A 25,079-nucleotide genomic window follows, 5' to 3' on the forward strand; every position below is an offset into this window, starting at 1 on the left:
CCAGCGGGTTTTCCGCCCTGTCTGATGCCGGGCACCAAAGTGGGTTACCAAGTGGCATCCAAAGTGGGTGCCACAGGAGCACGCTGCGGCTTGCCCGGTGCTGGTCGGCCTCATGGTCGGGCCGGGCCTGTCGGGGGCCGGCAGGCCCGCGTAGAACTTGTCGCCTGGGACGGATCCCGGATTCTTGCTCGCGTCGTAGAAGGCGACGTTGGTGAAGGTGGCCGCGGCGGAGGCGTGGGCCCTGACCCCGGATTTTGGACACCGGAGAGACTTGGATCTTGATGGTCCAGGAGAACGGAGTCCCCGTGGGGATGAATCACTACCCCGCCGAGTTCAAGGCGGACGCGGTCGCGTTGTATCGGTCGAGGCCGGGAGCGACGATCAAGTCGGTCGCCGCTGATCTCGGGGTGAACACCGAGACGCTTCGGAACTGGATCCGGGCCACAGACGGGCGCGGTTCCGGCTCCCACTGCGCGCCGCCGACCGCTGCGCAGTCCGGCGGTGACGGCGTTCAGGCGGAGCTGACCGCTGCCCGGAAGAGGATTCGTGAGCTGGAAGAGGAACGCGACATCCTCTGCAAGGCGGCCCGGTATTTCGCTGCGGAGACGCGCTGGTGAACCGCTGCCAGTTCGTTGACGATCACCAGCGCCGATTCGGCGTCACGCGGTCGTGCTCGTTGCTGGGGGTCTCCCGCTCGAGCTTCTACTACTGGCGCCGCACCGCGGCCGCGCGGACGGCCCGGCAGGCCGCCGATTCCGAGCTCGCGGCCCGGATACGCAAGGTTCACCAGGACTCCGACGGCACCTACGGCGCCCCCAGGATCACGGCCGAGCTCCGCGACAAGGGCGGCCTGTTGGTCAATCACAAACGCGTCGCGAGGATCATGCGGACCATCGGGATCGAGCAAGTCCGTCTGCGCCGCCGGCACCGGACCACCGTCGCGGACCCGGCCGAGGCGAAGGCACCAGATCTGATTGGACGCGACTTCACCGCGACCGCGGTGAACACGAAGTACGTCGGCGACATCACATACCTGCCGATCAGCGGCGCGAAGCCGCTCTATCTCGCGACCGTCATCGACCTGTGCTCACGCCGTCTGGCCGGATGGGCAATCGCCGATCACATGCGAACCGAGCTCGTCATCGACGCCCTGACCGCCGCCGAACGGACCCGCGGGAGCCTGACAAAGGCGGTGATGCACACCGACCACGGCTCGCAATACACGAGTCGGGCCTTCGCTGAAGTCTGCAGGTCAGTAGGGGGCAGGCAGAGTATGGGTGCGGTCGGGTCCAGCGCGGACAACGCCGCCGCAGAAAGCTTCAACGCCGCCTTCAAGCGAGAGACGCTCAAGGGCCGCACAGGCTGGTCGAACGAGCTCGAAGCTCGACTCGACGCCTTCCGCTGGCTGACCCGATACAACACCCGACGCCGACACTCCCGCCTCGGCCAGCGATCTCTGATCGCCTACGAGAACGACTTCCAATCAACAGCAACTACCCTGGCCCGAGCTGCATAGACGTGTTCAAAATCCGGGGTCAAGGCCCCGATTCCGATGACCGCGTAGTTGCCCAGGGTCTCCTTCTTCTTGGCATCCACGCTGATGACCGGCTGTCCGTCGGCGAGGTACGCCTTGACCTGGTCGTTGATGTAGTGGAACTGGGCGTCCCGGTCCGGATGCCGGGCCCCCTCGGCGGTCCGCGAGGTGCCCTGCAGGGAGAACCCCTCCGCCTTCAGCAGCGTGGCCACCGTGTCCGAACCGACCCGGTGCCCCTGACGCGTCAGCTCGGCCGCTAGATTCCGGGTGGACTTCACCGTCCACAGCAGCGGAGACTCCGGATCACCCCGCTGGTCCGGCTCGACCAGCGCCAGCAGCGCGGGCACCAACCCGGGATCAGCCTCCCGCAAGGACTTCCGGCCCCGGTACCCGGACCCGACCTGCGGGCTCCTCCCCGCGTTCCAGCTCCCGCTTCCCACGCGAGACCGTGGACTCCGCCATCTCAGCCGCACCAGCCACCGCACGGATCCCGCCATGACCCAGCACACAGGCCGCGGCCCCCAGCACCAGGCGCTGTTGCCGCTCATCCAGATGCGGCAGCAGCAGTCCGAACACATCCACCAGCCCCGCCTTGATCCTCTCCGACACACCCGCATCCTACGGGCCAACACGCAACAGTAACTGGCAAGTTATTAATCGGCAGCCCCCTGCTTGCGTGGATCAACCACCACCCCGACGGCAGTCCCGCATGACCCAGGGAAGACCGCTCACTGCCGCAGCACGTCCATTCACAACCGCCCCCCGTCGCCGGCCCGGTCGAGATGGCGTCCATAGCCGGGGTCCCCGGCGCGGATGGATGTGTCGCCGGTGAGAGCGACCGAGAGGTGGGTGTCGCCCAGCGGCATCGAGCTCGACCGGGCCAAGGGAGTGCCAGGGCCGTGCCCCGCACGCAGTGGTGCTCACCGCGCAAAGGCCATCGTCCGGCGGGGCGCGGCTCGCCCGCGGCGGAGCCCGCCTAACGTACGGGAAGCACGTCACTTGCCCGGGAGGTTCCGTGCCCCGTACTCACCCGAAGAGATTCACGCGTCGCTTCGAGGCCATCGAACCGCCGCGCAACGCCGAAGTCGTGATCGGCGTGGTGTCAGTGACGGTCCTGGTGATGGCCCTCGGTGCCCTGTCCGGATCCCCGGTATGGCTTCTGGGGCTGCTTGTGTTCCTGCCCGGGACGGCGTCGGCGCTGTGCACCGTACGCCAGACGAAGTTTGTGTCTGCGTGGACCACGCTCGTGGTCACCGTCACCGTGCTGGTAAGTCAAGGTGACGGGCGTTCGTGGCTCAACACGATCCTGATGGTGCTGCTCACCCTCGCCCTGGGCGCGGCCTCCGTCTACGCCTGCCACCGTCGTATCCACCGCGAGCACGAGACGCTGCGGCTACGCTCCACCGCCGCAGCGATGCAGCGCCACATCCTGCGCCCTCTGCCTCTGCTCACCGACGACGTCCTGGTCGACGGCGTGTACGAGCCTGTGCAGGAGGACCGGCTCGTCGGTGGCGACATCTACGACGTCGTCGTCTCTCCGTGGGGGTCCCGGGTTCTGATCGGCGATGTCCAGGGCAAGGGCCTGCCCGCGGTCGGCGCCGCGTTCGCCGTCATTGGCGCCTTCCGTGAAGCGGCCCACCGGGAGCCCACCCTGACCGCGCTCGTCGATGCCCTCGATGCCTCTGTCGTACGGCACAACTCCTACGCCGCACAGACCGGCGACGACGAACGGTTCGTCACAGCGCTCATCGTCAACGTCGACGCGCACGACGAGGTACAAGTCATCAACTGCGGGCATATTCCGCCGCAGCTGCTGCACGACGCCACCGTCATCACGCCGGCCCTCGACTCCGGCGTTCCCCTCGGTCTCGCCGAACTCACAGCCGAACCCGCGACCGTCGACTGGTTCTCCTTCCCGCCCGGCGCGACATTGCTGCTGACCACCGATGGGCTCACCGAGACCCGCGCCGCCGACGGCGCGTTCTACCCCGTCACCGAACGCCTCAACGAGCGCGCGTCGCTCTCTCCCACCGAGCTGCCGCGCGCCCTCTACGACGACGCGCGTGCGTTCGCCGGAGAGGGCGGCCAGCACGACGACGTCGCGGTCCTGTCTGTCCGACGGTCACCGCACCGCTGAGCGCGACACAGCGCACGTACACGCAACGGCCCGGCCTCCCTCGGATGGCAAGCAGGGGCCGAGCTGAACTTGTCCCGCTTTGACGGACACCCTTGGTGTGGTAGTCAGGCCGCCGACGCCTTCCGGCCGGGCAGCAGATCGACGGGGCAGCGAGTTTCCGCGTCCACCAGATGGTGCCGTAGCGGCGGCCCTTGCGGGTGGCGTACTCACCGACACCAACCATCTATGGGGGTGGTGTCTGTGGGTCGGTCAATGCGTGGACCAGCCGCAGCAAGGCGCTGCGGCTGGCGGACACCCCGAAAACGCGGGCCATTCGGGCGCCGGCCCGGCCCGGGAGCGCGAGACCGACCGCCGGCGTCGAGCGCAGGCGTTCAGTCCACCGGCTGTACCTCCGAGTCAGCCCTGACAGCTGCTCGACGAACCTACAACCGCTACGGCGGCGTGCGGCACATGCTCGCCGCCCTCGATCTGGCCACCGGCAAGCTGTACTGCCGCATCCGCCCGCGCGAGCGGTGGCGGGAGTTCTTCGGCCTCCTCAAGGCCCTGCGCACCCGTCGGCCACGGGCTGCGAGGCGGCCTGAAGGCTCCCGCACGATGGGGCCGTGCCTAGGCCTCGGGGCTGTCCGACTGAGCCGCAGCCGTTGCGTCCGTGAGTACCTTCGTGAAGTCCGTGGCCTGGATGCGGCCGTCAGTGTCCTCCCGCAACAGGATGGGAAGGACCGGAGTCCCGCCGAGGTGGAGGTCGGGCACAGGAGCGCTGATCTTGATGCCGTAGGGCGGCACCAAGGTTGAGCTTGATCTTTAACCTGTGCGGCGGGGACGCGGGGTTGTTGACTTCTTCGTCCGTCGTTTTGCGGGGCCCGGTTTGCCGACTGTGTGCACGTCGTAGCGTGGTGTGGGCCAGGTGTTCTTGCGACCGGATGGCCGTCCTGGGCCGGGGCGGGAGGATTTCGGTGCTCTCAGGCCGCCTTCGGGCGGAGGTGCCGGAAATCGCGGCGGACTCGGGCGGGAGTGAGCTTGTCGGGCGGGCTCGGTCTTTCCCACGGCCGTCGCAGGTCGGCCGCCAGCGGGCGGGCCAGACGTAGTTGGGTGAACACGGCGAGGATCAGCCAGGTCCACCGGTCGGCTGCTTCGGGGGTGCGGATCTTCGGGCAGGTCCAGCCCAGGGTCTGCTTGAACAGCCGGAAGGTGTGCTCGATGTCGAAGCGCCGCAGGAACGCCTGCCACAGACGGTCGACGTCGGCTGTGGTGGCGTCGGTGCCCGACCACCACAGCCACACCGGCTTCGGTGTCGCGCCGCTGGGCAGGTGCTCGACCTGCAGGCGGATCACGGTGCCTTCGATCACCGGCAGGGAGCCCAGCTGGGCAGTCCAGGCGGAGCGGTGGGTCAGTCTCGGGTGGAGCCGGTCCCAGGCCCGTGCGGTGGCGGTGCCGTAGAGGCGGGTCTCGGTCACCGTCTGCGCGTCGGGTGTGTTCCAGGTGGTGGGGTCGCCGAAGACGAACTCGCCGCCGTGGCGGGGTGGGCGGCCCCGGGTGCCGGGCTCGCGGGGCGGGACCGTGCGGCGCAGGACGCGGTCCGAGCGCATCCGGCCCAGCACCTGAACCGGCAGATCCTTCAGCAGGAAGGCGAGGCGGGGCACGTCGTATCCGGCGTCCACCACGATCAGAACGTCCGGATCGCCGTCTTTCCACTGTCCGGCCGCCATCAGCCGCTCGACGAGTTCACGCACCTGCCCGGCCGTGACGGTGGCGGCGTCAACTCCCGGGGCCAGACGCAGCGCGTCCAGCGGGGCGGTCCACGAACTGTGGCCCGTCTCCAGCGCGCAGATCACCGAGTACGGCCAGCCGGGAACAGGAATGTGCTGGTCCTTGCCCCGTCCGTAGGTGTGGCACAGGATCCGCTGCGGTGAGGTGTGCGCGCTCGGCCGCAGCCAGCAGGTGATGTCGGCGGCCAGCACCAGCCGGCCGTCCGCCGCCCGCGGTAAAGACACCGCGGCCAGGGCCCGCCGTAGCCTGCCGACATCGACCTGGCCCGCGGCCAGGGCGTCGTAGAGCCCACCGTGCCCGCGACGATGCTCGCCCACCAGCGACAGCTCCACCAGCGACCGGACCGGACCATCCGCACACAACACGGCGTCCGCGAGCTCGAACAACGCATCCGCACGCCGGGTCAGACAGGAGTAGAACTCACCCCGGAAGCGTGACAGTTCCGCAAACGGATCCTGCCGGACAGCATGATGCAACAGACTCATTCCCACGGCCTTCGTGCTGGGTATGCGTGTTCCTTGGTCGGAGCACATGCTCAGCCGAAGGCCGCCTGCACGTACGGCAGTTACCAGTCCGAGTGATCAAGTACGACGAGTCGTTCGACCTCCGAGGTTAAAGATCAAGCTAGCGGCCGGTGCGCTCCACCAGACATGTGGATGCGCGGAATGCGTGGATGAACTGCTGGGTTCTGGGCGAGCAATCCGCACCGATGGCGGGTGCTGAGGGATCTCGCCGGCCTGGTCGACCGACTGGGAGCGGTGGGTCTGCGCCGAGTGTGGCGGCATTCAGCCATGGCGGACATCCGCCCCGCTCGGTCCGTTGATCCTGCCCGGACCCAACTGCGAGATTGGCCAGGCGGCTCAGGTGTTCTCGTGTCTGCGGGCTTGGCCGCACGGTGATGTTTCACTCCTTGGTTAGGAGCACGATGGCGCGACGAAGAAGAACAGGTGTGATTGCCGCGGCGTCGGCCGTGTTGATCGCCGCGGCGCTGATTGCGCCTGCGGCCGCAGCCGCCGACCCGACCAGCCCGACTGGCTCCGAGAGTGCTGGCGCGAGCAAGGTCGAACCCGCTGATCCCGACGGGCCACAGGGGCCGGGTCGGTCGCCCGTTGCTGGGCTCGACGACCGGGCCGGGCGCGACAACCCGGATTCGATCTACAGGGCGGGGAAGACCGACGGGTTCCAGCCGCTGACCGACGATTCGCTGTCGGATACTGCGGCCGAGAAGCTGGGCAACGCCGACACCAGGCTGCTGCAGCAGGCGCAGGCGTCGAAGAAGAAGTCTGTCACCGTGTTGATGCTGGCCCGGAAGGGCGCGACCGAGGACGTCGTCGCCGCGGTGGAGAAGGCCGGCGGGACCGTCGGGTCGGTGACCGGAAAGGTCGGCTACGTCCGGGCGACCGTCCCGACCGACAGCGTGACCACCTTGGCCGGCCTTCGGTCGGTCGCGGCGATCGACCTGAACCGGACGTACAAGATCCCGGGCCCGGATCTGGGCGCCGCGGGTGCGAGGACGGCGGCAACGAAGGCCGCGGGGCCGACCGCGCCCGGCACGAACACGCCCGCCGACAACCCGTACCTACCGATCAACGAGACCGGCGCCGAGGCCTTCGTCAAGGACAACCCGGCCTGGGACGGACGCGGCACGGTCGTCGGCGTGCTGGACACCGGCGTCGACGTCGAGCATCCCGCGCTACAGACGACCAGCGACGGCAAGCCCAAGATTGTCGATTGGGTAACCGAGACCGATCCGGTCACCGACCGCGACGGCAGCTGGGTGCGGATGTCCACCACCAAGACGGGTCCGACGTTCAGCTACCTGGGCAAGACCTGGACGATCCCGCAGGGCACGTTCCAATTCGGCGTGTTCTACGAGGGTGCGACGGCCGGGAGCGACTTCGAGGGCGACCTCAACCGGGACGGCGACACCCTGGACTTCTACGGGGTTCTGTACGACCCGACCACACACAGGATCTGGGTCGACGGCAACAACAACCAGGACCTCACCGACGAGACACCGATGGCCCCGTTCGCGGTCGACCGCCAGGTCGGCCACCTTGGGAGCGACGACCCCGCAACACCGCAGAACGAGCGCATCCCGTTCGTCGTCGAGTACCGCGACAACGTCGATCTCTCCCCGCTCGGCGGCAGCAACGTCGGCAAGACCGCGAACTACGTGTCTATCGGGTTGCCGGTCGCCTCGCACGGCACCCATGTGGCGGGGATCACCGCCGGCACGTCGATGTTCGGCGGCCAGATGCACGGCGCCGCACCGGGCGCGCAGATCGTGTCCGCCCGCGCCTGCACTTGGGGCGGTGGCTGCACCCAGGCGGCACTGACCGAGGGCATGATCGACCTGGTCACCAATCGCCATGTCGACGTCGTCAACCTGTCCATCGGTGGGCTTCCCGCATTGAACGACGGCTCCGACGTGATCGCCGCGCTCTACGACAAGCTGATCGACAACTACGGCGTCCAGATCATCATCGCCGCCGGCAACGACGGCCTCGGCACCAACACCGTCAGCTCGCCGTCCGTGGCGGGCAAGGCCATCTCGGTCGCCGCGTCCGTCAGCTCCGACACCTGGTGGGCCGGCTACGGGTCGAAGGTCGCCACCAAGCAGGGCATCTTCGGCTTCTCCTCCCGCGGCCCCGCTGAGAACGGGGCGCTGGCGCCGCAGGTGTCCGCGCCCGGCGCCGCCATCTCCTCGATCCCGATGTGGCTGTCCGGTGAAGCCGTCCCCGAGGCCGGGTATTCGCTGCCGGCCGGGTACGGCATGGCCAACGGCACCTCCATGGCGGCCCCGCAGGTCGCCGGAGCGGCGGCGCTGCTGCTATCGGCCGCCAAGGCCCATTCGCTGACGGTCAGCCCGGCGGCGCTGAAGACCGCCCTGACCGGCACCGCCGACCCGATCCCCGGCGTCCCGACCGTCGCGCAGGGCGCCGGCATCATCGACACCGTCGCGGCCTGGAAGCAGCTCAGCGCTGGCACCAACACCAATGAGCTCACTGTGTCGGCTCCCGTTTGTAGTTCGCTGTCCGGCCTGCTCGCGACTCCGAACACCGGCGTCGGCATCTACAACCGTTGTCTGCCAACGGAAGGCGGCCAGGTGACCGGTGCGCAGAAGACCTACAAGGTCAGCGTCACCCGGACCAGCGGTGCCGCCGGGAACGTCGCGCACCGGATCGGTTGGATCGGCAACGACGGCACGTTCAGCGCCCGCGCGGCAATGCCCCTGCAGCTCGGAAAGGCGGCCGATATCACGGTCACCGCGACCGCGACGACCTCCGGCATGCATAGCGCGATCCTGACCATCGATGACCCGGCGACGGGCGGCATCGACCAGTTCGTCGCCGTCACCGTGCTGGCGACCAAGCCGCTGGCCAAACCCGACTACTCGGTCACCAGTTCCGGCACGCTCAACCGAACCGGAACCACCTCGCTGCTGGTGCCCGTTCCCAAGGGCGTCGAAGCACTGCAGATGACCCTGGGCGGGCTCGCCGACGGCAGCCAGGTCCGCGCATTGCCCATCGACCCCGACGGCATGCCCGCAGACTCCAACGCCAGTTACCACTGCTACACCAACTACACCGACCCGGCGAACTGCAACGCCACCGCACGACCGGTGTACCGACCCAAACCCGGCATCTGGGAGTTCGTGATCGAGTCTCGCAGGACGTCTCCGGTCGAACAGAACCCGTACACAGCGACGGTTTCGCTGCAGGGCATGTCGTTCGATCCGGGGACCGTCACCGTCGACAAGGTGACGATGAACTCGCCGACGAATGTCGGCTCGACGGGGAAGAACACCTTTGGCCCCGCGGTCGCCCACGTCGCAACTGGCGAGATCGGCGATGTCCGCAATTTGTTCTCGACGGTCTCGCAAGGCGAAATCACGTCCAACATGCTCTATGTTCCGCGTCAGGCGACCCGGCTCGACGTGACGCTGACGCCCAGAGACGCTGCCGATCTGGACTTCTATGTGTATTTCAACGGCAGGCCGATAGGCCAGAGCACCACGACCGGGGACTCGCCCGAGCACATCGTCATCGATGATCCACAGCCGGGTACGTACTTCATCGTGGTCGCGGGAGTCGCCGTGCCCGGAGACAACGTCACGTTCGACTACCACCAAGAGATGTACTCGAAGGGCCTCGGCACGATCACGCCGAAATCCGACGCGAAGTACACGGTTGCCACGGGCCAGTCGATGCCGGTCGACGGGGCAATGATCGTCAGCGCTCGGCAGTTGACCAAGGATCCCATGGTCGGCCGGGTCCGAGTGGCCAACGAGCACGGCACGATCATCGGGGCGGCGGACGTCACGATCGCCACTGTCGATGTCCCCAAACTCGATCTGGTCGCGTGGGCCCCGCCATTCGTCGGCGCGGCTCTCAACGAGAGCGGCGTAGTCGCGGGGGACCGCCAGTACAACGCCAGGATGACGCCGACCATCTGGACGGCCGCCGACAGGTTCACCAACCTGGATCTCGCCGGGGGCAGGTACGGATCGGCTCTGGACCTGAATGACGGCCAGATCGCCGTCGGTATCGCGACGGACAGTGCATTGCATTATCTTCCCGCTCAATGGGCCAAGGATGGATCGCTCACCGTGCTCGGCGTCCCGGATTGGCGGCCCTATTCCAGCGGCTACGCGACCGCCGTGAATAACAAGGGGGTGGTCGCCGGATTCTCCGAAGCAATCGTCAAGGAGTCTGACGGTAAGAACCACAGCTACAGTGACGGGTTCGTGCGGACGCCGGATGGGACGTTCAGCAAGCTGGCCCACCTGTCCTCGGATCTGACGGTAACCCAGCCGCGCGCCATCAACGATGCCGGAATGATCGTCGGTGCCTCGCGCACCGATGGCCATGTCACGCACGCGGTCGCCTGGGATGCGACGTCAGGTGTTATTCAGGATCTCGGCACGCTTCCGGGACAGTATTCGGCCCAGGCGAACGATGTGAACGCCTCCGCGACTGTCGTGGGGACCAGCGGTGACGACGCGTTCGTGTGGACCAAGGCCGGCGGAATGCAGCGCCTTGCCGACTACGGATACAACGCGACCGGCGAGAAAGTCACCGACGACGGGTGGATCCTCGGAACTGTCGAACTTTCCCCGGACGTCGCGGTGTCGGCTATGTGGGACCCGCAGGGACGGCTCTGGGATCTGTCCGGCATGGTGCCGCTCTCTGCCGGTGATCGATTCACGCCGACCTACAGCTTCGACATCAACGATCACCACCAGCTAATGGTCTACGGCGAGGGCGGCCCGAACGCCGCCTGGTCCAGCTCGGTGATGCTGAGGATCCCGGCAGGTCTGGGCAACTAGGCCCCGGCGCCACCTCGTCCCGTCGAGTCACCGCAGTCGGTGGCTCGACGGGACGAAGGCGTTCAAAGCCAGCCCCGGTCCCGCGCGTGCCAGCCAAGCAACACCCGGGATTCGGTGCCAGCCAGATCCATCAGCCTGCGGACCCTGCGCTGCATGGTCCGCAGGCTGATCCCCAGTCGGGCAGCGACCGCGGCATCGGTGTACCCAGCCAGCAACAGCATCAGGACCTCCCGGTCCGCCGGGTCGGCGAGATCCTTCGGCGATGCCAAGTTCGGATCGACCCTACGGCCGGGGGCCTCCCGCAGTTGCATGGCCGACCGCCACAGGCTCTCGAAGCTGAACACCAGACAGTCCAGCAGCCCCCCGGCGCGCACCACCGCGATCTCCGAGTGCGCGTGCCCACCCTCGTCGAGCTGCACGATCGCAATCGAATCGTCGACGATCAGCAGCTTCGCCGGTAACGACTGCACCATGCGGATCTCCTGTCCCCGATCCAGGGAGGCGACCAGGTCCTTCTCCGCGGCGGGCTCATCCAGCACGGTCCGTTCGATGATGATCCGCTCACGCAGACCACGGCCGGCGACCTCGCGTTCGGTGTCAGTTTCGGAGATCCCGAAAACCGCGAACGGTGGTTTCGCGAACATCCGGAACTGCTCCTTGGCGGACAGCAACAGGCCATTGAGCCAGCTGCCGATCTCGCTGCGACCCCGAACGATCTCGATGCCGTTCGACAGCTGCACCTCGCGCGCCCTCCGGTACTCCTCCGCGAGCTCGTCGAGTGCCGTTCGGGCAGCCCTGACCTGTTGCTCGCGCTGCGCGACCATCCCCTTGAGCGCCAGCGACGGCGACACCGCCGAGATTCCTCCGCCGTCGGCCATGTCAACCAGGCCCACCTGCCGCAACGCACCGATCGCCGTTTCGATGTCCTCGACCGAGATCCCCAGCAGGCCGGCGAGATCCGGCCCGAGCGCCGGTCCGCCGGAGACCAACGCCCGATAGACCCGCTCGGCCGTCGCGTCGACATCGACCCCGATGAGTGAGCTCAGCGGGGAGGGGCGACTGGGGTCGGGCATGGCGCGAACTATACGTCCGTTACCGAACTGCTGGGTGATAGGTGGGCTCCGTCAGATACGTAGCCCCAGCACATGGCCGGCCGCCCGCCAAAAGCCAAGCGGCGGGCGGCCGGCCATCGCGAGAGCGTACGAGGGCGGCCGACTCGGAGGCTCGGAGCCAGGTACTGTGCAGGCGCTTGTCCGAAGCCCTGGGCGTGCGCGGACGAGTCTTCGCCACGAGGGCCGAGGCGAACCTCGCCCCTGTTCGAGTACATCGACGGCTTCTATAACGGCCGGCGCATCCAGGAACGGCTCGGCTGGCTCAGCCCGATCGAGTTCGAGGAGAAGCACTACGCCAATCCGGCAGCGTCCGAACGAACGAACCTGAAACCCCGTCAACCCGATCTGACCAGCTGATCAGCACCTCCCGCGCACCGGGGGAACCTCTCGCGGCCCTTCGCATCGCTGCTCACTCCGAACCGAGAGTCCCAGAGGTAAGAGTGTCGGCGAGGGCGCTTCTGTTTGGTCCTTGGTTACAGGGGAGCGGATTCGGTAGCGCGAACTCCCACTGCACGTCTTCGAGGTTGGGGCCGTAGGCCCAGGACAGCAGGAAGTCTGTGTGGGCGAGCAGGTCGAGTACGGGGACGAGCTCTGGTGGGGTGAGACCGCATATCCGGGCGAGCAGGTCTCCCTCGGCAAGTAGGGGTGCCTGGGGGCTGCCCACCGGGAGATGGGCGGTGAGCACGAGTGCCAGTAGGCGCGGGAGCAGCCCATGAGGGCGGAACCGCGTTGCTGGGCAGGTGCGCAGGGCCCAGTCGGCGGCGCGGGCCCGATCGTGCCGGGCTGGGGCCTGGGTGCGTACCGCGGCGTCCAGCAGCTGTGCGGTGAAACCCGCACGCCCAGTGCAGGGGTGGGCGGGGGAGTGCAGCCAGTGGGCGTCCTGCAGTTCCTCGTGCGGGGCGGTGGCGTGGAAGTCGAGGCGCATGCCGCGGAGCAGCCCGGTGGGGATGTGTACATACCCGGCTGCATTGGAGCGCAAGGCGCACTGCAGGGCCAGTAGGCGGGCCGCGGCGGTGGTCTGCGTGGGGAGATCCGCGGCGAGGTAGCTGAGCATCTCGCGTACACGGACCTGCTCGGACGGACCGCGATGCTCCCGCCGACTGCGTGCCCGGTTCCTGGTCGGTGCCGTGTGAGTTTCCGGTGAGGCGGGAAGCGCGGTGTCGGGGACGACAGCGGCGTGTGTGGTGGCTGCCGCGCAGGCGGCGCAGACGTCGGCGAGCCGCCAGAGGCGGCCGCCGTGTTCCCGGGTGAGGATGAGCAGTACCGGACCTGCGCAGCCGCGGTGACGCGGATGCCAGCTACAGCCGCGCGCGTCGCACTGACAGGTACGCAGATGGGTGCGGCTCCTTTCGAGGGAAGGTCGTTGATCAGGCGATGAGTTGGTAGTGGTGCTGGTCGGGGTAGGTGCGCTGGTGCTCGCGGGTGTGGTGGTAGGCGAGGTAGGCGTCGAGGTCGCCATTGGCGTGGACGGCGCGGAGCTTGAGGACGGCTTCGGCGCCGTCGAGGCCCCAGCGGGCGCCGGTGATGTCGAGGCGGTCACCGATGAGGTGCCGGCAGGCGCCTTCGACCGAGCCGGTCGCGATCGGCCAGCCTGCTTCCAGCGCGGTGTCGTAGCGGAGCTGGTCGAGATGTCCGGTGAGGTAGCGCACGCAGGTGGTGACGCTGTCGTGTTTGGTGCCGGCGAGGTGCTCGGTGTCGGCCCTGGCGGTCATTTCGTCGGCGACGCGGGCGGCGTGTCCGTGCAGGATCCCGGTGAGTGTCTGGGCGGCGAAGGTCTCGGCCTCGATGCTGCCGACAGGATGGAAGGCGTGCGCCGCCGACCACACATATTCCGCGACATGCACGAAGTCGATCAGGGTACGGATGGTCACTTCGCGGCGTTCCGCTTCGGCTTTGATGAGGTCGAGTTGGTGGCGGGCGCCGTCGACGAGGACGATCCAGGGCCGGTGATGGCCGGGGTCGCGGTCGCCTGCCTGGGTGAAGGCTTCGGCGATCACGTCGTCCGGATTGTGGATCACCGAGGCGGTGCGCCAGCGGTTGATGGCCTTTGGTCCGGGACGCACTGTGCGCTGGTGGGTGCGGCCGCCGGGCGGGTGGACGATGTCGTGCGGGCGACGCACGGCGGGAACGGTGTCGTGGACGCAGGCGATCGTTGCCATCCGTTTCCGGTTTGGTTTCTCGCCCGGCGCGAGCCGGGCCTGGCGGCCCTGCCGTTTCTTCGCCTCGGCGGCGCGGCGGGTGGCCTCGCGCAGTGCTTCGGGCCGCATGACCACACCTTTGCCGTCGACCTGGATGACCAGTGGCATGTCGGCCGTGCACGGGGAGGCGATCTTGTGGTGGTAGAAGGTGTCGATGTCGCGGGCGGCTTCCACGACCAGGCTCTCCGCGCGGCGTTTGCCCAGCACTGGCCCGCACCGGTCCCCGATCGCTTCGACGGCCTGGTCGAAGGAGGAGCGGATCGCTTCGCGGACCGCGAGGCGTTTAATGCCGTGGCTGTGCCGGCCGCGCGGCAGCGACAGCTCCGCGTCGGCCGGGTGCACGTTCGGCCGGCCCCGGCTCCGCCAGGCGCACCGTGTCACGGTCACCGTGCCGAACAGGCAGGTCAGCTGGCGTGCGTGTCCGGTTTCACGGTACGGGGCGTAACACGCCGTCCGCGTCAGCGACCTCCTGCGGTGGCGGGTTCTGTTCCTCATGCCGGGCGCGTAGGTCGAGGTGATCCTGGAAGAAGCGGCGCAGGATCTCCTGGCCCTCGGCCTCGATCAGGTGTTCCACCATGGCATGGTCCAACTCCGCGGTCTCGGGTGCCGACAACCGTACTGCCAGCGACTTGGCCGCTTCCATCGAGCAGGCAAACGGGTCAGGCACGTTGCCTGTGTCGTAGCGTTCCATCCGGGCTCTTCTTTCCGCACTTCGAATCGGTTGGCGCCATCGAATGTAGGAAGAAGAGCCCCTTGAACACCGGAAGTTGGCCTATCCCGCCGACCCGGACACCGTCCGGGGGGCCGAGGGGGTAAACAGTCCCGGCCTCTCCTCGTCCAGCCAGTCCCGCTCGACCAGCCGTTTCAGTTTCGACCGCGTCCCCTCGATCTTCGACGTCTTCGCGGGCAGGCCGATCCGAGGGACGATCTGCTTCGCCTGCACCGGCCCCGGCGCATCGTCGACCACGTCCACGATGTCACGGTAGACCGGCGGGAGATCCGCACTGGTCATCCCCTCCCGCCAGACGGTGACGGTCTGCACTCCGACCACCCGCCCACCGGCTCGACCTCTATCGAGAGCGGCGCCACTGCGCCGACGGCCACTCCCTCGGCCGCGAGTTCGTCCAGTGTCTCCCGCGTCACGGTCAACCGCTCCAGCCGGTTCCGCTCGGCCTCCAGCCGCACGGTCAGCGCGGCGATCTCCTGCTCAAGTTCGGCCACCCGGGACCGCACCGCCTCCTCTACCGGCACGGTAAAGACGACATCACCCCGCCACACCCGGATCAGCGAAAACCCCAGCTCAACTGTCCCCGGAAAGGAGCCGCACCCAACCTGGATAACCCGGACAACGCCTCGACGCGGGCAGGGGTTGTCCATCACGGCCTTCTGGTGCAGCTGGATCTCTGGCGAGAACCAAGCGTCACCCGAAGGCCGTACCCATGTCCGGTGAACAACAGAACCCAAACCTCAACGATCTTGGCGTCCTTAAAATTGCAAGCTTAGCCTCGCCTTCGAAGGTCTCGTACCAGGTCGGCTCGCTCTCGCCGGTCCAGGTGACCGTCTCGAATCCCACCCACCACATCACGGGGGTGCCGCCGAGCTTCTGGCAGTGCTCGCAGGCACAGGTGTGGGGGAAGACGGCCGGACCCCGGGTGGTGACAGGCCAAATCCTGCCGCGGGCTGCGGGTATCCGTCCCTACAGAAGGGCCACATCCAGAGAACATAGAACCGGCGACGGGAGTGCGGGGCCCCCTACAGGCCGCCTACCAACACGGCACCTGCATGAGGCGCCGTCTCGCTCATTGCGCCGGCGTCGGTCACGGCGAGCAGCATCATCACGTCGTCGCGGGCTGCCGCATGTCGTCCGTCCAGTGTTTGGAGATGGCAGCACAGGCTCCGCTGACCAGGGAGAACCGGAGTGCTCCAGGCTTCCCGCTCGACCAGTGCGGAGGGACATCTGCGGCAGGCATTCATCCAGGCCACCGCATGCGGCCCTGGTCGCGTTCGGGCTTTCCGAGCGGCCCATCCAGGGTCAGGTCCACCGCGACGCCGAGCGCGTAGGGCAGGCGTCGACGGTGGCAGAAGCCCCGCAGGTCCGGGGTCTCGGCTCTAGCTGAAGGGTCAGTGGTCGTCGGTGATGCGGGTGGCGATGCCGTTGCTGATCTTCACCTCGGCGGTGAGGCCCTTCTGCGCGGCAGCTTCCAGCTCCTGCTCGGTGCACTTGGTGGCGGACTGGCCGTTCTCGTCGCCGCAGGTGTTACCCGCACCCCAGATCTCCGTGTCATCGGACGTGAAGAATGCCTGCTCCTCACCCTTCGGGCCGGTGACCGTGTACTTGCCGGGCGCCAGGTACGACACTTTCCCGAACCACGTGCCGCTCACGCCCTTGCCCCCCTTGCCCTGGCTGGCCCCGTCGCCGGCGCTCTCGGGGGTGGATCCCGAGCCAGCCTTACCGGTACCGCTGGAGTCGCTGTCCGCGGCCGGCGCCTTCGTGCCGGAGGAGGCCGACGCGTCGGCGTTGCTGTCCGCACCCGACGAGTCCTTAGCCTCGGCAGCCGCCTCCGTCGAAGAGGCGGTGGCCGTTGCGGCCGAGGAGGCCTTGTCGCCCGTGTCGCTCTGGCAGGCCGTCAGCAAAGCGGTTCCAGCGACGAGGGCGGCGGCGAGCAGAACGGAACGAGTACGCAGGGAGGCCATGAGGGCGGTCCTTCGAAGAGTTGGAGCAGCTGACGTCTGTGAACTGCTTGTTCGTGCACCATGCACTACGTCGTACACCGAGAACGGGATGTCCTGGATCCACGACGTTCCTGTGACCATTCACGGACACACCGAAGGATCGCCGTCCGGAAAGCGGATACCTTCGTCCGGTGCTCGCCGGACGGAACGGCAGCGAGGCGGTCTGCCGCGACCGTGCTGGCGCCTCCGCTTCGGCCGCTCCGCCGCAGCTCCCGACGCGATCCAGATCGCAAATCGGTGGCATGTCCGAAAGAGCCGGGTGTAGCACCTCTGAAGGGATGGCCCCCATCAGTACCGAGCTGCGGGTTCACAACTGGGGCGTGATGCTACCGGTGCTTCCGGCCGCCATGCCGCACATCAGCGACGACCGCTCAAATCGATCTTCGTTCGACCGACACTCCGACCTGCAACTGCTCAAGCGGGGGTTAGCCGCACCGGCAGCGGCCGGTTTGCCAACGCCCCAGCTCTGCCCATCCCTTCAGAGGAGCTACACCCAAGAGCATTCCCTCCTCGCCAAATGCCCCGCCTGCCACCCTGCAGCGCCCCAGCGCACCACACCAGCCGAGAAGAGCGGCGTCGCGACGGACAGCACCCCCGACCCCGAGACATGCCCTTCGCTCGCCGAGGCGGTACCAGCGGACTTTGGGCAGCTGACGAACAGCGTGTCGGCCGCACCGCCCGAATGACCAACAAGCCCCGCCCGACACGGGGCGCAGCACAACAAGCCCCGGCCGGAAGTAGGGCCCTATGTCGATACACCTTCACCGTTCCAACCGGACGAAAGTCCTTCGGAGGGTTGCCGCATCCCTGTGCAAGTACTGCGGAACCCCGGTTGAGTGGTTCGAACGGCATGACGGCTTGCGTATCCCTCTGACCTGCGAGTTTCCCGCCTGTCTAATTCCCGTGAAGATGCGCTGGTACATCGACCGCGGAGTGGCCTATCCGGGCACCGATGCCTCCAGCAGATACTGCCGAATCCCTCACCCCGCGGTCTGCCCAGCAGTCGACCACCCCGACCTCCCCTCAGACCTGCAAGACGTCGTCCGACGCCTCGCGGTACGGATGCGCGCCGGCATCGAGAGCGGCACCTTCGTCCCCTTCGTCGAGGCCGTCACGGAGGAAGAGGTCGAAAGCCCCGGCCCCGAGCAGGTCCAGCACATCCGCCACGTGATCAACTGTCACGGCTCGCTCCGGATCGGGCCCTGCGCCATCGAGGAACTGCAGTGCATCGCCCACGACGCCCTCACGAAGCAACGCTGCGAAAACGGAATCTGTGACCTGAACGAAGGACGCTGGGAACTGACCAGCATCGACCAGGAACAGGCCACCGGCAGGCTGGGGCAGCAGGTCCTCGAGCTCACCGGCGGAAACATCTGGGTCTGGCACCTCGCCGACTTCAACGTCGTACGCCGCTGGTGGGCCCAACGCTGCCACGAACACTTCAACACGGATGACCCCGATCACGTCGCCAACGAGTTCGTACCCTTCCACCCCCTGCGTCACGACGCCCACGTACTGACCAAGCGGCCTACCGGCTACGACCTGCAGAGCAACGGTGAGAAACGCGTCGTCATCCACGACGGGCCAGAGCAACGCACAAAATGCGCGAGCCCGTCCTGCTCGAACGCAACAGTCCTCTCCCCTCAAAAAGGGTGGCTGTGCTGGCAGTGCGAGGAGCTTCAGCGTCGCCGCCAACGCATGCACCAACGCCGGAGCCGAGTCCGTACTAGTACTGCAACTGCGTTTGGCGTGACGGGTTGTCGGCGTGGTCGTTGTTCCTGTCATGGGTGGGGACCTCGAAGCTGGTGACGTGTGGCGGTGGGTGGCGGGGCTGGAGGAGGTGCATGAGCGGTTCGTGCACCGTTTCCAGCGCTCTGAGCCCCGCGAATCGGCGTTGGCCTATATGCATGGGCTGGTGTCGTCGCTGGAGCGGAAGAACGCGTGGACGGTCGCGGAGCGGGCGGGGCATGACCGGCCGGACCGCTTGCAGCGATTACTCAATACGTGCGACTGGGATGCGGACGAAGTCCGGGACGACGTGCGGGAGTTCGTTGTTGGGCGTCTCGGCGACCGGCAGGCCGTTCTGATCGTGGACGACACAGGGTTTTTGAAGAAGGGCGTTCGCTCGGCCGGGGTCCAGCGCCAGTACACCGGTACGGCGGGCCGGGTCGAGAACAGCCAGGTCGGCACATTTCTGGCCTATGCCACCAATGCCGGTCACACGCTGATCGACCGTGAGCTGTACCTGCCCGCGTCCTGGACCGACGACCGTGAGCGCTGCCGCGCCGCAGCAATCCCCGACGAGGTCGCCTTCGCCACGAAGATCGACCACGCCAAGGCGATGATCGAGCGGGCGCTCGCTGCCCGGGTGCCGTTCGCGTGGCTGACCGCCGATGAGGCGTACGGGCAGGTCAAGGGCTTGCGCTACTGGCTTGAACAGCGCGGGGTGTTCCACGTGCTGGCAACCCGCCGCACCGACACCGTCGTCACCTCCTCACGCATGGACCATCCCGTGGACGAACTGGTCGCCGGCTTGCCCCGACAGGCGTGGAAGCGCCGTTCATGCGGGCGGGGCGCCCACGGCGAGCGCGTCTACGACTGGGCCCGGGCGCCGATCCGCCCATGGCGTGAGGAAGGTGTCGAGCACTGGGTCCTGGCCCGCCGCAGCATCACCGATCCCACTGAGATCGCCTACTACGTGTGCTTCGCACCCGAAGGCACCGCCCTGAACACCCTCCTGACCGTGGCCGGCCGCCGGTGGACGATCGAGGAGTGTTTCCAGACCGCAAAGAACGAATGCGGCCTCGACCACTACCAGGTCCGTAAATACCACGCCTGGTACCGACACATCACCCTCGCCATGGCGGCCCACGCCTACCTGACAACGGTCCGCGTGGAAGAGCTCAAAAAAGGGGATCAGAATCCGGAGAAGCGCACCTCGTCCCGCTGAGCCTGCCCGAGATCCGCCGCCTGACCGCCCACCTCACAGCACGTCTCCTTCCTCCGTTCGCCCGGGTCCTGCACTGGTCCCACTGGCGCAGGCAAGCACAACACCGCGCACGCGTCAGCCACTACAAACGACGAGGCCACAGCCCTTGAAATGAGCTTCCGTCACACCAAACGCGGTTGCAGTACTAGAGCGCTACGGCCGTCAACTCACCGTGCCCCGGAAGGGCCGGCGGACCCCAGCCCCGGATCAGCTCACCTACACCGCCGATTTCGCCTGGCCCGATCGCTGGTGGGTCGTCGGCTCCGATGGGAAGCCGCCGCGTGAGTCGAGCCGGTACGAGCGGGCCCGGGTCGCCAGCCTCGCTCTGCAGAACGCGATCCGCGCCGCCCTCATCGAACCGTCCGCCGTACGGGAGGAAGCTCGGGCCGCGACCGCGTCGGCCGCACCGCCCGCCGTCGACCGCCCGGACCGGGATGCCGCTCGAACTCCGGCGCAGCGGGCCGCTGCCGTCCATGTCCACCAGCAGGCAGCGATGCCGCAGGAGTATCTGGAGGGCCGTACGACGGACCCCGCGACGTGGATGACCTCGCCGCAGAACCTTGCCCGTCTCGCCGCGCTCACTCACGCGTCCGACGGCTGCGGCCGCGTGGTCGAAGAACAGGCGGACCAGGCGAAGCAGGCCCCGGCCGCAGAACCGGTCAGTCGGCAGCAGCACACAACGCAGCCCGACCAGGGCAGGGGAGCGGGCCGCGATCGCTGAGGGTGCCAACCGGCCAGCGAACTCCGTCCTGCGGGACGGGCGGCGAAGTCGGCGGGCCAGCTGTCGGGACGCGGCTGCAGCGCACGCCCTGGACGCGGCGGGATTCGGTGAGGGTGCGGGGGAGTGACCCGCCGAAGCATGGAGGCCCCGATGGTCGAACCGACCCCGGCGTACATCTCGCCGGAGCAGATGGAGCGCCTGGAGCAGCTCGCCGACGCGTCCCGGCTGCGGGCGGCGCTGTTCCGGCCCCCGAAGCCACCGTCGGTCCGGCGCCGCTCGCGGCAGTACCCCGGTGGCTGGCTGAACCCGTGGCGGTCCGTGCACCCGCGCCGGCATCGTCAGCGGTGAGTGCGCGACATCCCGGCATCTGCGCGCACTTGGTGTCGGCGGTGTACGACATCGTGCGCACCGGTGCGCACGCCGACGATGCCGTGCACTCCCGGCCACCGCACCGGTGCGCATCGTGGTGCGCTGCACTCCCCGGCCATTTCCGACTGAGGCGGTGCGCCGCCCGGCCGGAGCGCGGCGCGCGTCCGTCGGTGCCGCCCGAACACCAACTTCGTGTGACCTGACGCGCATTCGGGGGTTGGTCAAGGTGGCGGCCAAGGGGGTGTGTGATAGAGGAGCCCGGCTCTGTTCGGCCCGTTCTCGGGGGCGGCATCGCACACCACCCAGACCGCACCGCGCACCATCGAATGGACGGTGCGCGCACGTTCGTGCCGGTGGCGCGGACCATCCGCGTCGGTACGCACTGCCGCACCGATGGTCCGCACCGTGGGTCCCTGATGCGCACCATCGGCCCGGGGAGTGCACGGCATCGTGCGGAGTGCACCGCACCCGGTGCGTGCCGCCGCCCCCGATGTTCGGAGAGTGCACGGCATCCGATGCTCGACATCGGAGTCGGGAGTGCACAGCATCGGATGCGTACCGTCGCGGGCCGGGTCGCTGCATCGTTTCTTGACAGGGTTCGCTACGTGCGACATTCCGCCTGAACGGGACGGCGCCCGGGGAGGAGAGTTCTCCGCCCCCGGGCGCTGTCCCGGCTTCCGTCTCGGCTCAGGCCGCAGCCGCCCCGTACCCGGTGCCGGCGTCGCCGCGGACGTCGGTGAGGAACTGGTGAACCTGGTCGACCTCCTGCATGCACTCGATCAGGAACCCAGCTGCGATCCACGCGGTCTGCGCCCCGCCGCCCGCGAAGCACCAGCGCTTGAGGTACCGGCTCGCCACGTTCGCCAGCTGCCCGAGGGCGTACGCGGACTCGCGGTCGGCGTGTTCATCGGGCACGACGGTGATGTAGTCGGCCAGCAGCAGCGCGCCGAACTCACCGATCAGCCGCGCCAGCTCGGGGCCGTCCGCGTGGAACTCCGCGAGCGCGGCCTTCTCTTCCTCGCTGCCCTGGTCCTGCCAGACCAGCTCCACGTAGTCGGCGGCCCGCCTGATCTGCTCGGGGGCGAGCCGGGGCACCTTCGACGACGTCGTCTCCATGACGGCTCCTTGCTGTTCGCACACCGGGAACCTGCTGCTCCCGGCCGATCGCCCCACGGTGCAGCCCGGGACCTGTGGACAGAGGACGGAGCCAAGGAGAGACAGCGCCCGTGACGTCGATCACGGACAAAACCGCTGGCCAAGGGGCTCAACCGGGCGGAAGCGGACGCGGTTGGTGGTGATCGTCGGACTGCGGACAAGGGGTGGCTTCGCACGGTGGCCCCGGCCCGCACGCCTCGCGCCTGCGGGCCGGACCTGTCACCGATCCGGCCACGTACGGCCGGAGAATCCCGAGGACGCGATGACCACCGCCCCCACCCCGCACACGCCGCCGGCCTCGGCGGACACCGCGCAGACGGCGAGCCCCGCAACGAGCCCTGCAGCGAGCCCCGCTCCCAGCCCCGCAGCTTCCAGTCGTCGTCTGACGGTTGTTGCTGATCAGACCCCTGATTCGCCTGTCCCGGCCGGTTGCAACTCCTCTTCTCCCAGTACTGATGTACCTGGAGAAGCGTCCCGGCCCCGGAAGGCCACGGCGACGAAGGCCGGAGCGGACATCCGCGGCGAGGTCCTGCTCACCCTCGCTCAGCTGCGCCTGGCCACACCCCGCCAGCTCAAGGCGCTGCTGCTGCCCCACCAGCAGGACACCGACCACGTCCGTCGCGCGCTGCGCAACCTGCGCGACGAATCCCCGACTCTGGTCGGCCGGACCCACCGTGCCCAGCACAGCTACTGGTACTGCACCCCGGCGGGCCTCGCCGAAGCCGCCGCCTCCGGCGAACTCGCGCCGAGGGCCGGCCGGACCACGGGGAAGCGCGCGGCCAGCAAGACGGGCTTGCGTGAGCATGGCCTCGCCCTGGTCGACACCGTCGTCGCCTTCCACCAAGCGGAGGCGGCCGACCACGCCGACTGGCAGGTGGAAGTCGCCCACCCCACTCCGGCCGGATCCCTGGTGTCCGACGGCGTGGTGCTCCTGGCCGACGGCTCCAGCGCGTTCGTGGAGATCGACCGAACGATGTCCTACGCCCGCCTGGTCGCCAAGCTGGAGCGCTACGACGCCTACCGCAACGCACCTGCGTCCGGCCGCGGCAACGCCGCCCGCGCCCCGCGCAGCCACTGGCAGGAGACCTACGCCGGGCCGTCCCTGGACCGGCCCTTCCCGCCGCTGCTGTTCGTCTTCGCCCCCGCCCCGCGCCGCGCGGCCCCGGAAACGAGGGAGGCCGCCTTCCACGACCGCGCCCGCCGCGTCGGGGGCGTGAACTACCGGCTCACCGTGGCGACCACGACCCTGCCCCTGCTGACCCGCGACGGGGCCGATGGGCCGGTGTGGCGGGTCGTCGGCCGCAGTGAGGACCGCCGCACCCTGGCCGCGCTGCCGAAGGCGCGGTGAGCACGACGGGCCCGGCCTTCACCCAGGCCGGGTCCGACGCTGTCATCCGGCCCGTATTGTCGGTGCCTGCTGGAAAGCTGAACGGATGAACGGCGACGAGCAGATTCTGCGCGGCAGGGTGTACGGCCACGATCACGACGACCCCGACCCGGGGCCGCGCCCAGGACAGACCTACGCCGAACTCACCGGCGGCCCGCTCGACGGGCTGCTGCTCGACATCACCGGCTGGACGCAAGACGAGATCGACACCGGCGTCGCCCTGATGACGGAGCTCGGGCAGTTCGGCCCCGGCGGCCGGGCGATGTACGACCCACGCCCCGGCCACCCGCACCGCTTCCACTGGTCGGGCGACACCCCCTGACCACAGCCCGGGTAGCGGGGTACGGCGCACACCTGTGCGGCACCGTGGGGATGGGCGAGATACCAGGCGACAGCGGGGCGCAGAGCGACGCGGCTCCGAGAGCCGTCAGAACTGCAGCCGGTTCTCGTAGACCGGCGCGAGGACACTGCGGAGTCCCTCGAGAGGACCCCACCGGTGCTCCGCACCATGGTCGATATGCACGGCGTCAGAGGTGCTGCCGGGCGGGCTGTTGTCCCCGCGCAGCTTCCGCCACCGGACGGAGACCGGGTCGCCCGGGGCATCAAGGTCATGCCCGAGAGCACGCAACCGGGCCTCCCAGCTGAGCAGGATCTCGCCCTCGGCTTCGCCATGCCGGTTGATGAGTTCACCGACCTGGGCGCGGTGGACATCAGCAGGAGTGACGTTCTCCTCGCGGGCGACGATGTACAGCGCGGTAGCCAGTGCCGCGCCTCCGTCAGCGAGCGTTGTTCCCGACCACATTTCCTCGTTCGGCCACACGGGGCCGAGAAGCTCCAGGGCGCGCTCCCCACGACGGGAAACCGACGGGTTCGCCCAATCTCGGAGCACTCTCGCGTGGAACCGGACGGGGTTGTGCCTCGTCGATTCTGGCGTGGGTTCGCGCGTAGCACGACCGCCGTGCCTGCGCCGTCGCCGAGGAAGACCCGGCGACGGCGCCTGGATGGCTGGACCGCCTCAGCGGACGACGTCGAAGACCTGCTTCTGCAGGCCGTTGCTGTACGCCGCGTGCTCGACGAGCTTGAGCTTCTGGGTGTCCTTGTCGGTGGCGGGGAACAGGCGCTTGCCGGCGCCGAGCAGCAGCGGGTAGACGAGGAGGTGGTAGCGGTCGACGAGGCCCGCGTCAGCGAGGCTGTGGTTCAGCGAGGCGCTGCCGTGGACGATGATCGGGCCGCCGTCGGTCTCCTTGAGGGCGGCGACCTCGTCCAGGGAGCGCAGGATGGTCGTGTCGCCCCAGTTGGTGACGAGCTTGTCGTCGGTGAGGGTGGTGGAGACGACGTACTTCGGCATCGTCTTGTAGCCGACGAAGTCCTCCATGTCCGGCCACACCGGGCTGAATGCCTCGTAGCTGACCCGGCCCATCAGGACCGCGGTGGCCTCCTGTTGTTCCCGGCCCTTGATCTCGAACGCCTCGGGGACGAAGTCGACTTCTTTGAAAGTCCATCCGGTGTTGCGGTAGCCGGGCTCGCCGCCCGGGCCCTCCACGACGCCGTCGAGTGAGATGAACGCGGAGCTGATCAGAGTACGCATGGCGCTTTCCTTGGGAGTGTGCGGTGCTCGGTTGTCTTGCCTACGCCGCTTCGGGTG

The 25,079-nt window shown here is 68.3% G+C and carries 19 protein-coding genes and 4 pseudogenes; 10 read left to right on the top strand and 13 right to left on the bottom strand.

The features are described from left to right. Positions 1 to 305: 305 nt before the first annotated feature. A protein-coding gene (locus ACFVV1_RS33115; protein WP_389997039.1) for an IS3 family transposase occupies positions 306 to 1,516 on the top strand; the annotation gives its coding sequence in 2 pieces (ribosomal slippage) (positions 306 to 603 and positions 603 to 1,516; 1,212 coding nt in all). Positions 1,517 to 1,548: 32 nt separating this feature from the next. Here ACFVV1_RS33115 and ACFVV1_RS33120 read toward each other — a convergent pair. After that, positions 1,549 to 2,116: pseudogene (locus ACFVV1_RS33120) on the bottom strand (ISAzo13 family transposase); the annotation flags it as partial. 433 nt (positions 2,117 to 2,549) lie between these two features. On the opposite strand from ACFVV1_RS33120, the gene ACFVV1_RS33125 reads away from it, so the two are divergent. Further along, positions 2,550 to 3,671, top strand: a complete 1,122-nt coding sequence (locus ACFVV1_RS33125) for a PP2C family protein-serine/threonine phosphatase (protein ID WP_389997041.1) — start codon at positions 2,550 to 2,552, stop codon at positions 3,669 to 3,671. Positions 3,672 to 4,277: 606 nt separating this feature from the next. Here ACFVV1_RS33125 and ACFVV1_RS33130 read toward each other — a convergent pair. Further along, positions 4,278 to 4,457, bottom strand: coding sequence for a hypothetical protein (locus tag ACFVV1_RS33130; protein WP_389997043.1), 180 nt, complete (start codon positions 4,455 to 4,457; stop codon positions 4,278 to 4,280). Positions 4,458 to 4,472: 15 nt separating this feature from the next. Next, a pseudogene (locus tag ACFVV1_RS33135) lies at positions 4,473 to 5,923 on the bottom strand (NF041680 family putative transposase). Between the two features lie 464 nt (positions 5,924 to 6,387). Between ACFVV1_RS33135 and ACFVV1_RS33140 the strand changes: the two are divergent. Continuing rightward, complete coding sequence (locus ACFVV1_RS33140) at positions 6,388 to 10,770, top strand: S8 family serine peptidase (protein WP_389997046.1); 4,383 nt, start codon at positions 6,388 to 6,390, stop codon at positions 10,768 to 10,770. Positions 10,771 to 10,832: 62 nt separating this feature from the next. On the opposite strand, the gene ACFVV1_RS33145 is transcribed toward ACFVV1_RS33140, so the two are convergent. Further along, entirely contained in the window at positions 10,833 to 11,843 is a 1,011-nt protein-coding gene (locus ACFVV1_RS33145; protein ID WP_389997049.1) for a helix-turn-helix transcriptional regulator, read from the bottom strand. Positions 11,844 to 11,915: 72 nt separating this feature from the next. Here ACFVV1_RS33145 and ACFVV1_RS33150 point away from each other — a divergent pair, with 72 nt between their 5' ends. Beyond that, positions 11,916 to 12,239, top strand: a complete 324-nt coding sequence (locus ACFVV1_RS33150; protein ID WP_389997052.1) for an IS3 family transposase — start codon at positions 11,916 to 11,918, stop codon at positions 12,237 to 12,239. A gap of 52 nt (positions 12,240 to 12,291) precedes the next feature. On the opposite strand, the gene ACFVV1_RS33155 is transcribed toward ACFVV1_RS33150, so the two are convergent. The 5 genes and pseudogenes from ACFVV1_RS33155 to ACFVV1_RS33175 form a co-directional block, all read right to left on the bottom strand. Then, entirely contained in the window at positions 12,292 to 12,936 is a 645-nt protein-coding gene (locus tag ACFVV1_RS33155) for a hypothetical protein (protein WP_389997055.1), read from the bottom strand. A 313-nt stretch (positions 12,937 to 13,249) separates the two neighbouring features. Beyond that, positions 13,250 to 14,771: pseudogene (locus ACFVV1_RS33160) on the bottom strand (ISKra4 family transposase). 81 nt (positions 14,772 to 14,852) lie between these two features. Then, on the bottom strand, positions 14,853 to 15,092 hold the full coding sequence (locus tag ACFVV1_RS33165) for a hypothetical protein (protein ID WP_389997058.1): 240 nt from the start codon (positions 15,090 to 15,092) through the stop codon (positions 14,853 to 14,855). Next, a complete protein-coding gene (locus ACFVV1_RS33170; protein WP_389997061.1) occupies positions 15,089 to 15,331 on the bottom strand; it encodes a hypothetical protein in 243 nt (80 codons plus the stop codon). The genes ACFVV1_RS33165 and ACFVV1_RS33170 overlap by 4 nt, the downstream gene beginning before the upstream one ends. A gap of 870 nt (positions 15,332 to 16,201) precedes the next feature. Then, a complete protein-coding gene (locus tag ACFVV1_RS33175; RefSeq protein WP_389997064.1) occupies positions 16,202 to 16,774 on the bottom strand; it encodes a hypothetical protein in 573 nt (190 codons plus the stop codon). A 786-nt stretch (positions 16,775 to 17,560) separates the two neighbouring features. Between ACFVV1_RS33175 and ACFVV1_RS33180 the strand changes: the two are divergent. Continuing rightward, a pseudogene (locus ACFVV1_RS33180) lies at positions 17,561 to 17,824 on the top strand (DUF6083 domain-containing protein); the annotation flags it as partial. A gap of 12 nt (positions 17,825 to 17,836) precedes the next feature. Here ACFVV1_RS33180 and ACFVV1_RS33185 read toward each other — a convergent pair. Further along, positions 17,837 to 18,391 (bottom strand): hypothetical protein, encoded by a 555-nt coding sequence (locus ACFVV1_RS33185; protein WP_389997192.1) that lies wholly within the window; start codon positions 18,389 to 18,391, stop codon positions 17,837 to 17,839. Between the two features lie 205 nt (positions 18,392 to 18,596). Between ACFVV1_RS33185 and ACFVV1_RS33190 the strand changes: the two genes are divergently transcribed. The 3 genes from ACFVV1_RS33190 to ACFVV1_RS33200 all read left to right on the top strand — a co-directional run bounded on the left by ACFVV1_RS33190 (position 18,597) and on the right by ACFVV1_RS33200 (position 20,871). After that, complete coding sequence (locus ACFVV1_RS33190; protein WP_389997067.1) at positions 18,597 to 19,763, top strand: IS701 family transposase; 1,167 nt, start codon at positions 18,597 to 18,599, stop codon at positions 19,761 to 19,763. A gap of 211 nt (positions 19,764 to 19,974) precedes the next feature. Next, a complete protein-coding gene (locus tag ACFVV1_RS33195; protein WP_389997069.1) occupies positions 19,975 to 20,523 on the top strand; it encodes a hypothetical protein in 549 nt (182 codons plus the stop codon). Positions 20,524 to 20,673: 150 nt separating this feature from the next. Further along, entirely contained in the window at positions 20,674 to 20,871 is a 198-nt protein-coding gene (locus ACFVV1_RS33200; RefSeq protein WP_389997072.1) for a hypothetical protein, read from the top strand. 708 nt (positions 20,872 to 21,579) lie between these two features. On the opposite strand, the gene ACFVV1_RS33205 is transcribed toward ACFVV1_RS33200, so the two are convergent. Beyond that, positions 21,580 to 22,008 carry a hypothetical protein gene (locus ACFVV1_RS33205; RefSeq protein WP_389997075.1) on the bottom strand — a complete coding sequence of 143 codons (429 nt, stop codon included), beginning with the start codon at positions 22,006 to 22,008 and terminating at the stop codon, positions 21,580 to 21,582. Positions 22,009 to 22,309: 301 nt separating this feature from the next. On the opposite strand from ACFVV1_RS33205, the gene ACFVV1_RS33210 reads away from it, so the two are divergent. Continuing rightward, positions 22,310 to 23,395 (top strand): replication-relaxation family protein, encoded by a 1,086-nt coding sequence (locus ACFVV1_RS33210; RefSeq protein WP_389997078.1) that lies wholly within the window; start codon positions 22,310 to 22,312, stop codon positions 23,393 to 23,395. Between the two features lie 85 nt (positions 23,396 to 23,480). Then, entirely contained in the window at positions 23,481 to 23,756 is a 276-nt protein-coding gene (locus tag ACFVV1_RS33215) for a hypothetical protein (protein WP_389997081.1), read from the top strand. Positions 23,757 to 23,861: 105 nt separating this feature from the next. Here the strand turns inward: ACFVV1_RS33215 and ACFVV1_RS33220 are convergent, their stop codons facing one another. Next, the gene (locus tag ACFVV1_RS33220) at positions 23,862 to 24,236 is read right to left on the bottom strand and encodes a hypothetical protein (protein ID WP_389997085.1); all 375 of its coding nucleotides are present in this window, start codon (positions 24,234 to 24,236) and stop codon (positions 23,862 to 23,864) included. Positions 24,237 to 24,449: 213 nt separating this feature from the next. Continuing rightward, complete coding sequence (locus ACFVV1_RS33225; protein ID WP_389997088.1) at positions 24,450 to 25,022, bottom strand: dihydrofolate reductase family protein; 573 nt, start codon at positions 25,020 to 25,022, stop codon at positions 24,450 to 24,452. Between the last annotated feature and the right edge of the window lie 57 nt (positions 25,023 to 25,079).

It is taken from the genome of Streptomyces sp. NPDC058092, from assembly GCF_042884935.1.
GTDB lineage: Bacteria > Actinomycetota > Actinomycetes > Streptomycetales > Streptomycetaceae > Streptomyces.